9 protein-coding genes are annotated in these 12,413 nt (G+C 69.6%); 5 read left to right on the top strand and 4 right to left on the bottom strand.

Annotated features, from left to right (window positions below; genetic code table 11):
• Positions 1 to 89: 89 nt before the first annotated feature.
• Both CFB43_RS23520 and pdxR read right to left on the bottom strand, forming a co-directional pair.
• Entirely contained in the window at positions 90 to 1,667 is a 1,578-nt protein-coding gene (locus CFB43_RS23520; RefSeq protein WP_089496782.1) for a trypsin-like peptidase domain-containing protein, read from the bottom strand.
• 386 nt (positions 1,668 to 2,053) lie between these two features.
• Positions 2,054 to 3,553, bottom strand: a complete 1,500-nt coding sequence (gene pdxR, locus CFB43_RS23515) for a MocR-like pyridoxine biosynthesis transcription factor PdxR (RefSeq protein ID WP_089496781.1) — start codon at positions 3,551 to 3,553, stop codon at positions 2,054 to 2,056.
• A gap of 216 nt (positions 3,554 to 3,769) precedes the next feature.
• Between pdxR and CFB43_RS23510 the strand changes: the two genes are divergently transcribed.
• Complete coding sequence (locus tag CFB43_RS23510; RefSeq protein WP_089496780.1) at positions 3,770 to 4,972, top strand: GNAT family N-acetyltransferase; 1,203 nt, start codon at positions 3,770 to 3,772, stop codon at positions 4,970 to 4,972.
• A 27-nt stretch (positions 4,973 to 4,999) separates the two neighbouring features.
• Here CFB43_RS23510 and CFB43_RS23505 read toward each other — a convergent pair whose 3' ends face one another.
• Together CFB43_RS23505 and CFB43_RS23500 are read right to left on the bottom strand one after the other, a co-directional pair.
• The gene (locus tag CFB43_RS23505; protein ID WP_089496779.1) at positions 5,000 to 5,479 is read right to left on the bottom strand and encodes a DUF3331 domain-containing protein; all 480 of its coding nucleotides are present in this window, start codon (positions 5,477 to 5,479) and stop codon (positions 5,000 to 5,002) included.
• 38 nt (positions 5,480 to 5,517) lie between these two features.
• On the bottom strand, positions 5,518 to 6,729 hold the full coding sequence (locus CFB43_RS23500) for an MFS transporter (RefSeq protein ID WP_089496778.1): 1,212 nt from the start codon (positions 6,727 to 6,729) through the stop codon (positions 5,518 to 5,520).
• A gap of 475 nt (positions 6,730 to 7,204) precedes the next feature.
• Between CFB43_RS23500 and CFB43_RS23490 the strand changes: the two genes are divergently transcribed.
• The 4 genes from CFB43_RS23490 to CFB43_RS23475 all read left to right on the top strand — a co-directional run bounded on the left by CFB43_RS23490 (position 7,205) and on the right by CFB43_RS23475 (position 12,401).
• Positions 7,205 to 8,269: a 2,3-butanediol dehydrogenase gene (locus CFB43_RS23490; RefSeq protein WP_089496777.1), complete on the top strand. Its 1,065-nt coding sequence runs from the start codon at positions 7,205 to 7,207 to the stop codon at positions 8,267 to 8,269.
• A 444-nt stretch (positions 8,270 to 8,713) separates the two neighbouring features.
• Positions 8,714 to 10,651: a sensor histidine kinase gene (locus CFB43_RS23485; protein ID WP_089496776.1), complete on the top strand. Its 1,938-nt coding sequence runs from the start codon at positions 8,714 to 8,716 to the stop codon at positions 10,649 to 10,651.
• A 152-nt stretch (positions 10,652 to 10,803) separates the two neighbouring features.
• On the top strand, positions 10,804 to 11,460 hold the full coding sequence (locus CFB43_RS23480) for a VC0807 family protein (protein ID WP_089498109.1): 657 nt from the start codon (positions 10,804 to 10,806) through the stop codon (positions 11,458 to 11,460).
• A 74-nt stretch (positions 11,461 to 11,534) separates the two neighbouring features.
• Complete coding sequence (locus CFB43_RS23475) at positions 11,535 to 12,401, top strand: CPBP family intramembrane glutamic endopeptidase (RefSeq protein ID WP_089496775.1); 867 nt, start codon at positions 11,535 to 11,537, stop codon at positions 12,399 to 12,401.
• Positions 12,402 to 12,413: the final 12 nt, after the last annotated feature.

Below are 12,413 nucleotides of genomic sequence, written 5' to 3'. Positions count from 1 at the left end.
GCGTTCATGCCGGATGGCTCCTGAATGCCTCGCTGACTGCGTGCGAGATCGAACGATGGTAGGCGGACGATAGCGACCGCGTCAACGCCCTAACGCGCACGCACCGACACGAATTTCCGGGCGTTGTTGCGCTGGATCAGCACCGCGATCACGCTGCCGTTCGCTTCGAGCGTCGGTATGTCATCGGGCGTCTCGAGCAGCGTATCGTTGAGCTCCAGCACGACATCGCCCGGCTGGATGCCGGCCTTGGCTGCCGGGCCGTGCACCGCGTCCACCATCATCCCGACCGCGAGCCCCGTCGAGCGGCGCTCGTCGTCGCTGAGCGCATGCATCGTCAGCCCGAGGCGGTCGCCGCCGTCGGCAGCCGCTGCGCCCGCCGCTGCTCCCGCCGCCGGTCGTGCAGCCGCCTTCGGCGCAGCCATGCCGACGGTCGCACCCGCGTTGCCGGCGGCCTCGTCGGCGCCCGTGATCGTCAGCATCACCGGCGCGCGGTTGCGGATCAACCGCAGCGGCACCTTCTGGCCCGGCGGCAGCGCGGCAGCCAGGTCGTTCAGCTCGGCCGAACGGCCGATCGTCTTGTCGCCCAGCTTCACGATCACGTCGCCGGGCTTCACGCCGGCCGCGGCAGCCGGCGAGCCGGGCGCGACGCCATTGACGAGGGCGCCCGCCGGACGCGGCAGCCCGAACGCCGCGGCCAGCCCGATGCCGACATCCTGCACGTCGACGCCGATCGCATTGCCGGACGACGACGCATCCGGCGCCTGGGACTGCTGCGCCTGCATCTGCTTCTGCAGTTGCGCCCGCACCTTTGCGGCCAACGCGATCGGGATCGCGAACGTCGTGCTCGCGTAGCGGTCCGGGCCCGTATAGACCTGCACCGCGATGCCGATCACGTCGCCCGCGCGATTGAAGACGGGGCCACCGGAATTGTCGGGGTTCGGCGCGATGTCGGTTTCGAAGAACGGAAACGCGCTGCCGTCCGGCATCCGGTGCGACGTGGCGCTGACGATGCCGGCCGTGACCGTGTTGCCTGATCCGTCCGGCGCGCCGATCGTCATCACCGGCTCGCCCGCGCGCACCTTCGACGAATCGCCGACGCGCACGAACGGCAGCTTCTTCCCGTCGATCCGTAGCACCGCGACGTCGCTTTGCGGGTCGACGGCCAGCACCGTCGCCTTGAATTCGCGGCGGTCGGTGAGCCGTACCGTCACGTCGGTCGCTTCGTCGACCACATGCGCCGACGTGAGGATCAGGCCGTCGGCGCTGACGATGAAACCCGAGCCGCTGCCCGATACCGCGCGAGGCAACATCTCGGGTGCCTGTACCTGTGCCGGTGCACCTTGTGCCGGCGGCGGTACGTCATGCCGGAAGAACGCCGCGAGCGGATCGTCGGGATCGAGGATCGCGAAGGACGGGCCGCTCGCCTGCTGGTCGGGTGCGGCGGTCATGACGGTCACGACGGCCGGGCCGTAGCGGTCGACGATCGCCGGAAAATCGACCGGCATCGCGTAAGGCGCGGCAGCCGGCCGCTGCTTCATCGGGTGCGGCGTGACGGGCGGCGAGAGGGTTCCGGCAAAGGCGTCCGGCGGCGGCAACAAACAGCCGGCAAACACGCCCCCGATCAACGCGGTGCAAAGCACGGCGCGAGCAAGCGTCTGGCGAACCACGGTGCACCTCCCCCGGGAGTCACGGCGCCGACATGCGCGAGACGCGCAGACGCTCGACAAGGCCCGGTACACCCATCCATTTATAGTCCACGCGGCCTGTTCGAACATACGAATCGAAACCCGAATGCCGGGCGGAGCGGCAGGCGCGGAGCCGCGACGGTGGCCGTTTCGAACAAAGTGCGCGGTTCGTCAATCCGCACAAGTCCGATCGTCATCCGTCGCACGAGAGCGCCCTGCTCACGTAGCGAAAGTAGCCGGAGCAACGACGGTCATCACCGATCCAGTTCGCATCTTCATGACTTGATTCTCCTGTCGGGATGCCGAGACGAATGCGAGATCGAAAGCGAAATCGATACGGTCGCGGAAATCACCGGCGACGGGTGACGTCATCCCCGCGCCCCGCCACCCGCAGGTGACGCCCCACCCACCCGCTCCGCGATCGCCGACAACATCCGCAACATCGGCTCGAACGCGTCGGCCGACGTATTACCGAAGCCGAGCACGAGCCCGTTGCCCGCCGATCCCGCCTCGATCGAAAAACCCGACAACGGAAACGGCCCGATGCCGTGCGCACGCGCCGCGTCGACGATCGCGCGATCGCGGTAGCGCGTCGGCAGCCGCAGCGCGAGATGCAGCCCGCACGGCCCGCCCTCGATCTGATGCGGCACGCTCAGGTTGCCGTCCAGCGCAGCCAGCAGCAACCGCCGCCGGTCGCGATACAGCCGGCGCATGCGGCCGAGATGGCGGCCGTACTCGCCCGTCTCGATGAAATCGGCCAGCGCGAGCTGCACGTGGCGCGTCCCGCCGCGCAGCATCTCCGGCAGCACCGGCCGCACCGCGGCCAGCAGCGCATCGGGCAGCACGAGAAAACCGATCCGCAACGCCGGAAACATCGTCTTGCTGAACGAGCCGAGATAGACGACGGGCGAATCGGGCGCGAGCCCGTGCATCGCGCCGATCGGCTCGCCGGTGTGGCGGAATTCGCTGTCGTAGTCGTCCTCGATGATCCACGCGCGATGCCGGCGCGCGGCATCGATCAGCGCGAGCCGGCGCGAGATCGACAGTACGGCGCCGGTCGGGAACTGGTTCGACGGCGTCGTGTAGACGAGACGCGGCGTCCGCTCGCGCCAATCATCCTCGTCGGTGCGCAGCCCTTCCGCGTCGACCGGCATCGGCACGACGTCGAGGTCGGCCGCCTGCATCGCGGTGCGCGCACCGCGATAGCCGGGCTCCTCGACCCACACCGTATCGCCCGGGTTCGTCAGCAACTGCGCGCACAGTGCGATCGCGCCCTGTGCGCCTTCCGTGATCACGATCTGCTCGGGATCGCAGCGCACACCGCGCGTCACGGCCAGGTGGCGGGCGATCGATTCGCGCAGCGCGGGCTCGCCGAGCGGGTCGCCATAGCCGAGCAGGTCACGGCCGGCGCGGCGCAGCGCGCGGTCGATCGCGTGGCGCCATGCGTCCGCCGGGAAATGCGTCAGCGCGGGCACGCCCGGCCGGAAGCCTTCCGATTCACCGGTGCCGATGCGGCTCGGGCGAATCCGGCCCAGCCGCTGCGCGACGGCCGGCGGCGCGGCACGCCGGCGCGGCGGCGCCGGCCGTGACAGCCCGACCACGCGCGTACCGCGGCGGTCGGACTGCAGGAAGCCTTCGGCCACGAGCTGCTCGTAGACGGCCGCCGTCGTGTTGCGCGAGACGCCGAGCGTCTCGGCCAGCGCGCGCGTGCCGGGCAGCCGCGTGCCGGCCGGCATCGCGCCGCCGAGAATCGCGTCGCGCACGCGACGCAGCAACTGGCGCTGCAGCGAAGGCGCGCCGGGTGTGCGCGCCAGCGGCGCGTCGAGCGGCAGCAACGGCGCATCGCCGGAAGGAAGGACAGTCGTCATCGGAACTTCGCAGCGTGAAAATGTCGGAACGTGGCGCACGGCTGGTGGCGCACGGCGCGTGGCGCGCGGCTGGTGAACGACGGCTCGCGATTCGCGCCCCATCAATCGTGGCACCATAAATTTGCCGATCTCTGGCGCTTCTCATGGTACCTCGTCGCGACTACGATCGTCTGCATGCCGGCATGTCGCCGGCCGCCAACCGAAGCGAGATCGACCTTGTCCACGCTCACCAACGCTTTCCAGCAACCCATCGGCCACCCCGTTCCCGACTGGTCCGCGCGTCCGCGCCCGGAGCGCATCGTGCTCGAAGGCCGCTACTGCCGGCTCGAACCGCTCGACGCCGAGCGCCACGCGGCCGACCTGCACGCCGCCTACTCGCAGGCGCCGGACGGCAGCGACTGGACCTATCTCGCACACGGCCCGTACGCCGACGAAGCGAGCTACCGCGAGTACGCGCGTACCGCGCAGGCGAGCCCGGATCCGCTGCACTACACGGTGATCGACCGCGCCACCGGCCGCGCGGTCGGCACGCTCGCGCTGATGCGCATCGATCCTGCCAACGGCGTGATCGAGGTCGGCTCCGTCACGTTCTCGCCGCTGCTCAAGCGCACGCCCGTTTCGACCGAAGCGCAGTTCCTGCTGATGAAGTACGCATTCGACACGCTCGGCTACCGGCGTTACGAATGGAAGTGCGACGACCTGAACCTCCCGTCGCGCAAGGCCGCCGCCCGGCTCGGCTTCCGCTACGAGGGCACGTTCCGGCAGGCGGTCATCTACCGCGGCCGCAATCGCGACACCGCGTGGTTTTCGATCATCGACGGCGAATGGCCGGATGTGCGCGCCGCATTCGACGCGTGGCTCGCCCCGGAGAACTTCGACGCGCAGGGCGAGCAGCGCCGGTCGCTCACCGCGATCCGCCACGCGCAGGCAAGCGCGCGCGATGCGGCCAGCCGCGCGAACGACGCGACGCGCGTCACGGTGCGCCCGCTCGTCGCCGCCGACGAAGCCGCGTGGCGCCCGCTGTGGCAGGGTTATCAGAAGTTCTACGACACCGCGCTGAGCGACGCGGTGTTCGCGACGACATGGGCCCGCCTGATGGATCCGGCGGAGCCGATGTTCGTGCTGGGCGCATTCGACGCCTCGGGGGCGCTGGTCGGGATCGTGCATGCGATCTACCACCGCTCGTGCTGGACCGAAGGGCCGTACTGCTACCTGCAGGACCTGTACACCGCGCCCGACGCACGCGGGCAAGGCGCAGGCGGCGCGCTGATCGAGGCCGTGTACGAACACGCCCGCGAAGCCGGTGCGAGCCGTGTGTACTGGCTCACCCACGAAACCAACACGACGGCACGCGCGCTCTACGACAAGCTCGCGAACAACGCCGGGTTCATCCAGTACCGGCACGACGTGAAGAAGTAACGAACGCGTGTCGCAGCCGGCCGGCGTTCAACCGGAAACGTCGGCCGGCTCGCGCGCGTCGTCGCCCTCCGGCGCGGCGTCACGTGCGTGGCCCGCCGCACCCGGCACCGCCGCCGGGCAGATCATCTCGTCGCCATTGGCCGGCACGGGCCTTCGCACCGGCCGGAACACCGGCTCGCCCGGCTCGATCGGCTGCCCCGAGATCGCGCAGCGGCCCGGCTGCAACGCGACGCGCAAGCGCCAGCGCTGCTCGCCGTAATGGCACCGGCCGCTCTCGACCCAGCGAATCAGCAACGCATGGTCGTCGGCCTCCAGCACCGTGACGAACAGTTGCGGGCGCAACGGCGAGACGGCCGCCGCCGCGTGCTCGAGAACCGGCGCCCGGCCGATCGTCACGAGCGGACGCGCGACGCCGCCACGCGGCGGCATCGCATCGTCTTCGACCCAGGCCGGCGCATCGCACGGCACGTCCTCTTCGCAAATCAGGCTTTCCATGGTGTTGAGCATGCTTGACGGATTTCCGTGCAGGTGGAACGGCGCCGCGCTCAGCGCCGGCCCATCGGTTCGCGCGGCAGCGACAGGCCGATCGCCGCACCGGTGACGGCAGCGGCGAGCATCAGCCCGATGCCGCCCGACCAGCCGAATGCGCCGACGATCGAGCCGATCGCGAGCGGCCCGATCACCTGCCCGAGATAGTTGCCCTGCACGACCCAGCCGATGCTGAGCGGCGCGAGAGACGGCGTCGGCGCGGAGCCCGGCGCACACGCGAGGATCGTCGCGGGCAACATCCCCGCGATCGCCGAAAACGCAAAACCCAGCGCGACCGCGAGCGGCGCCGGCGTGGCCGCGCTGAAGAGCCCCGCGCCGGCCGCGCCGATCGCGACCGACGTCGCGGCCATCACGATCCCGGGCCGTGCGCCGCGCGACAACAGCCAGCCGGCCGTCAGGTTGCCGATCACGCACGCGGCGACGATCGCCGCGCTGATCACCCCCGCTGCACCGACCGCGACGCCGAGGCGCTGCATCAGGAACACCGGCAGGAACGTCATCGCCGCGAAGAACTGCACGTTGTAGGTGGCGAACCCCAGCGCCAGCAGCGTGGTCGAGCGCGACGCGAGCACGTCGCGCAGCGCGGGCCCGATACGCGGCGCGCCGGCCTGCCGCGACGGCGCATCGGCCGACGTCGTGACGGGCACCGCGGCCGCCGCGGCGAGCGTCAGCGCCGCGGCCGCGAGCCAGCCGTTGCGCCAGCCGCCGAGCAGCGGCCCGACCAGCATCGACAGCGCCATGCCGACCGGCATGAACGTGCTCCACAAGCCAAATACGAGATTGCGCCGCTCGGCCGGCGTCACGCGATTCAGCACGGCCGGTGCAGCGACCACCACGATCACGAAACCGAGCCCTTCGGCGAAACGCGTGGCCAGCAGCAGCGCGAAGCTGTCGGCCCATGCGCCGGCGACACTCGACAGGCCGAGGACGACGAGGCCCGCGATCAGCAGCAGCCGGTCGCCCCAGCGTCGCACCAGCAGGCCGGCCGCGATGCCGCCGAACACGCCGACGAACGGAAACACCGACATGATCCCGCTCAGCGACGCGAGCGAGCCGCCGAATTCGTGCTGGAGCGACGGCAACGCGATCGTCGCCTTGCCGACGTGCAGCGCCGACACGATGCTCGCCAGCACGACGTTCGCGACGGCGGCCCCGTGGCTGCGCGACGGCAGCGTGGCGGCATCGGCCGCGACAGGCGATTCGGTCATCTTCCCCTCCGTTGAAGCGGCCGCGTGCAACGGGATGCATCACGCGTCCGGGATCGGACTGGCGCACATGATACAAATTGAAGTTAACTTCAAGTAAAGGGGTAATGTGCGCAACGATCCGTTCCGCCGATCGCGGCAATGGATCGGCGTGGCAGCGTGCGTCTCGCGATTCGTCTCATTGCGCTGAGACGAACGTCCCAGCGTCTCACCCGGTCCGAGCTTTTGCTTCCGCAGCAAATCTCACCACCCTCCTCCGTCAAATCGTTTCCCGTCAAAGAGCCGGCAAATGGTGCATCGCATCGCGCCTATCCCGTGTAATCGCCGCCTGGCGCCCCCACTCGAGCTGGCCCCGTTCCTGCATACCGGTCGTTCGCGCACTCGCGCGACGGGCGCACCGGCAGCCACGCCTCGCGCCCGACGACAACCTGATGGAGACAGCAACGTGAGTACACCGGCAACGACCCCAGCTCCCAGCATGAAAGCCGCCGTCTGGCACGGCCGCCACGACATCCGCGTCGAACAGGTTCCCGTTCCCGAGCGCCCGCCGGCCGGCTGGGTGACGATTCGCGTGCACTGGTGCGGGATCTGCGGCTCCGACCTGCACGAATACATCGCGGGCCCCGTCTTCATCCCGGTCGATGCGCCGCATCCGCTGACGGGCCTGAAGGGCCAGTGCATCCTCGGCCACGAGTTCAGCGGCGAGATCGCCGAACTCGGCGCGGGCGTGACGGGCTACGCGGTCGGCGATCGCGTGACGGCCGACGCCTGCCAGCATTGCGGCACCTGCTGGTATTGCAAGCATGGGCTGTACAACATCTGCGAGAACCTCGCGTTCACCGGGCTGATGAACAACGGCGCATTCGCCGAATACGTGAACGTGCCGGCCGAGTTGCTGTACAAGCTGCCCGACGACTTCCCGACCGAGGCCGGCGCGCTGATCGAACCGCTCGCGGTCGGCCTGCATGCGGTGAAGAAGGCCGGCAACATCGTCGGGCAGACCGTCGTCGTGGTCGGCGCGGGCACGATCGGCCTGTGCACGATCATGTGCGCGAAGGCCGCGGGCGCCGGGCGCGTGATCGCGCTGGAAATGTCGGCCGCGCGCAAGCAGAAGGCGCTGGAGGTCGGCGCGAGCGTGGTCATCGATCCGAAGACGTCCGACGCGATCGCGGAAGTCAAGGCGCTGACCGGCGGCTATGGCGCCGACGTGTCGTTCGAGTGCATCGGCCACACCACCACCGCGAAGCTCGCGATCGACGTGATCCGCAAGACCGGCAAGTCGGTGATGGTCGGGATTTTCGAGGAGCCGGCGCCGTTCAACTTCTTCGACATCGTGTCGACCGAGAAGGAAGTGATCGGCTCGCTCGCGTACAACGGCGAATTCGCGGACGTGATCCGCTTCATCGCGGACGGCCGCATCGACGTGCAGCCGCTCATCACCGGGCGCATCGCGCTCGGCGACATCGTCTCGCATGGCTTCGAGGAACTCGTCAACCACAAGGACCGGAACGTGAAGATCATCGTCCAGCCCGCCCTCGCCTGACCGCGCGCGCGGCCGCGGCAGCGATTCGCGCCGCGGCACGCGGGCTGCAAGCGTCACCCTGGCGCGTCACCCGTGCGCGGGCGGCGCGCCTGCCTGCCGTTTCCTTCCAGCGCGCCCTCCTTGCCGCCGTCGTCCGTCGCGAACTTCGTGCCGCGCATCGATCGAATACGACGGCCATAAACATTCGCAATCCAAACCATCCGTCGTAACGCGCCACCGGTCCGATGCGCGTTCAGGGTTTCTCCGGATCAATCGCGACTCGTCCGATGTCGACAGCACACTGACGCAAGGTGATCCTGTGCAAGGCACGGTCCGGCATCCCTGCCAGGATCGTTGCCGCCCCGTTGAAGGCGGCCCCCGCCCCCCACAAAACCTTACGGTATCGCGGCGCCGACAGGCCGAGAATACGGGCCCACCCGGGAAAGCTTGCAAACATGGTGTGTCATGAATCGTACATTCTCGTCTAGCCGGGAACGCGCATACAACATTCGATCGCTGACGATCCAGCAGAAGACCCATATCGGCTTCGCCCTCGTCACCACGCTGCTGGCCTTGCTGTGCGGCACGATCATCTGGGGGAGTGTCCGGCAATACCGGCAGGAGAACGCCGACCTGCAGCGCTTCGAATTCGTCCGCGGCGCGATGAGCGCCGCCAACGTGATCTCGGCCGAACGCGGCCCGACGAACGACCTGCTGGTGCGCCCGCAGGACGACGGCGCCACCGAGGTCCGCCACCTGCTCGCCGCGCGCGTGCGTTCCGACCAGGCGCTCGAACGTTTTCGCGGCGGCATCGCGCAGGCGACCGTGCTCGACGATCGCGAACGCGGCAACCTGCTGCATGCCCTCGACTCGGTCCGGATCACGCTCGCCGATGCGCGCACGGAGGTCGACGCACTCGGCATGCGGCCGCGCGCGACACGCAGCGTTCGCGATATCCAGCACGCGCAGGCGCGCCTGTTCCGGATCGTCGACACGCTGTCGCTGCTGATCGACGGCGCCATGACCGACACCGCGATGGGCGACCCGCGCACATCGGGTGCGATCCTGCTCGCGCGGCTCCTCGGCGATCTCCGCGAATACGCGGGCCGCACGGGCTCGCTGCTGATCGCGCCGATGTTCGCGCGGCAGGCGCTCGACCGCACGCAGTTCGCGGACATCATGCGGATGCGCGGCCGCATCGAGCAATTGCGCGCGCTGATCGACGGCTCGATCGGCGCGAAGCTCGACGACCCTGACGTGGCGCGCGAATACGCGCAGCTCAACGGGGCCTTCGACGCGCACATCCTGCCGCTCGTCGACGCGGCGGTCGCCGGCGGCAAGAACGGCGTCTATGCGATGAGTGCGGCCGACTTTTCCCGCGCGATCGTGCCGCATTTCCGGCCGAGCGAGCGGCTGCGCGACCACGTGATCGACCTGGCCCGGCGTCGCGCGATCGGCGACCGGAACACCGCCCGGCTCAAGGTCGCGTCGTCGGCATTCGCCACGACACTGTGCATCGCGATCCTGGCCTCGCTCGCGCGCGGCGTGCAGCGACTGCTGTCGAAGCCGCTCGATGCGCTAGGCCGCCGGATCGTCGCACTCAGCGATGGCGATACGTCGCACGTCGCGATGCCGCGCGGAATCGGGCCCGAGATCACGCAGATCCACGACGCGCTGGAAACCTTGCGCCACGCGACCGTCCGCCGCGACATGCTCGAACGCCAGCGCAACGACATGCTGACGCTGTTCTCGCACGACATGCGCGCTCCGCTGACCTCGCTGATCATCCTGATCGACACGCAGGCGCGACGGGCGGGCGACGTGCAGATGAAGCAGCAGTTCGCGAGAATCGGCAAGCTGGCGCGGCACACGCTGGCGCTGGCCGACGGCTTCGCGCAGCTCTCGCGCGCGGAGGCCAGCGACTACGCACGCGTGCCGGTCAACCTCGCCGACCTGATGAACGAGGCACGCGACGCGGTGTGGCCGCTCGCGCACCGGAAATCCATGTCGATCGACGACGTGCCGCGGCGCGACGACACGATCGTGCTCGGCGACCCGGCGCTGCTGTCGCGCGCGCTGATCAACCTGCTGGACAACGCCATCAAGTACAGCGCGTCGCTGACGAGCGTCGAATGCCGGGTCGAGCCGGGCGCCGACGGCAAGACCGTGCGCTGCACGATCCGCGACAGCGGGTGCGGGATCAGCAGCGCGGACCAGACGCGGCTGTTCGAGCGTTACCGGCGCTTTCGCACCGCCGGCCAGCCGGAAACCAGCGGCGTCGGGCTCGGCATGGCGTTCGTCAAGGCCGTCGTCGAACGGCACGAAGGCACGATCCACGTGCACAGCGTCATGCTGCAGGGCACCACGGTCACGATCACGCTGCCGGCCGCGGCGCTTCCATGACGATGGCGCCGGCGACGACAGCGGCCAGCGGCCGACGCGGCACCGCAACCCCGCCCGATTTTTCGATATACTCAATCGAACCCTTTTCGGGGCAACCGCGGGGCCACCACGCCCTTTGCAGGTTCGCCCCAATCTGCGTGGAATTGCTCACCGTGAAACCGCGAGCCGGACTGATCCTCGAACTCTTCGTCAACCTGGTCCTGCCCTGGGTTGCCTACCGGGCCGCGCAACCTTATTTCGGCGAAACCGGCGCGCTGTACGCGTCGGCGGTCCCGCCGATCATCTGGTCGATCGTCGAATTCATCCGCTCGCGCCGCGTCGATGCGGTGGCGGCCATCGTGCTGCTGGGCATCGCGCTGTCGATCCTCGGGATGGCGCTTGGCGGCAGCGCGCGCACGCTGCTGATGCGCGAGTCGCTCGCGTCGGGCACGATCGGCGTCGTGTTCCTGCTGTCGCTCTTCCGCGAACGCCCGCTGATCTTCTACCTGGCCCGCGCCACGGTGGCCCGCGAGATGGATGGCGGCGCCGCGCATTTCGAAACCGTCTGGGAAGCGCAGCCCGGGCTGCGGCAGATGCTCCGGCGGATGACCTTCGTGTGGGGCGCGTTCATGACGCTGGAAATGCTGCTGCGCCTCTGGATGGTCGTGACCTGGCCAGTCGAACGCGTGCTGGTCGTGTCGCCGGTCATGGGCTACACCGTGTTCGGCTGTCTGCTGCTGTGGACGTTCTGGTACCGGCGGCGGATGCGCGAGCGCAACAGCGTCCACGTCCCGGGCCGCGACCGCGCGACCGAAACCGCCGGCCGCTGACCGCTCTCCACCGGCATCGCAAGCCGGCTGCTGTATGATGCGCGGCGTCTCGTCCGACGAATGCCGCTCCTGTCATGTCCCTTTCGCTTCTTCCGTCCGCCACGATCTGGCTCGCGCTGTTCGCGGCCGCCGCGTTCGCGTGGCATCGCCCGCAGCACGGCCTGAGCGTCGGCCTCGCCGCGCTCGGCTATGCGTGCGCGCTGGCGTTCGGCAAGCTCGGGCCGCTCGCGCTGGCCCCGCTCGCGTTGCTGGCCGCGGCCGCGTGGGGTGTGATGCCCGAGCGTCCGCGCGCGGTGCGCCTCGCCGCGCACGTCGTCTTTGCCGCCGTCGCGATCGCGCTCAGCCTGCACCTGATTCCCGGCTTCCACAATCCGCGCGTGATCGGCCCGACGCGCTTCACGCCGGATGCCGTGCCGTTCACGATGTACCTGAATCTCGACAAGCCGCTCGTCGGCTTGTGGCTGGTGTGGGTGTTGCCGTGGGTCGCCCCCGACGTCCCGCTGTCGCGCGCGCTGCGCACCGGCGCGGTGGCGGCCATCGCAACGGCGGCCGCGTGCCTGGCCGGCGCGCTCGCGATCGGGATGGTCGGCTGGGCGCCCAAATGGCCGCCGTCGGGCTGGCTGTGGCTCGTGAACAACCTGCTGATCGTGACGCTCGCCGAGGAAGCGCTGTTCCGCGGCTACGTGCAGGGCGGACTGACGCGCGCGCTACGCGCGTTCGCATGGGGGCCGTGGGCAGCGCTTGCGATCGGCGCGGTGCTGTTCGGCGCCGCGCATGCGGCCGGCGGCTGGCAATGGATCGTGCTCGGCACGGTGGCCGGCATCGGCTACGGCCTCGCCTGGCGGCGTGGCGGGCTGCTCGCGTCCGCGCTCGCGCATGCGGGGCTGAACGTCGTTCACTTCGGCCTGTTCACTTACCCGATGCTCGACGCCGCGCGCTGACGGCCGCGCGGC

Source organism: Burkholderia sp. AU15512 (assembly GCF_002223325.1).
Taxonomy (GTDB): domain Bacteria; phylum Pseudomonadota; class Gammaproteobacteria; order Burkholderiales; family Burkholderiaceae; genus Burkholderia.
Note: the sequence above shows the minus strand (reverse complement) of the source record. Positions and strands in the feature narration are given on the sequence as shown.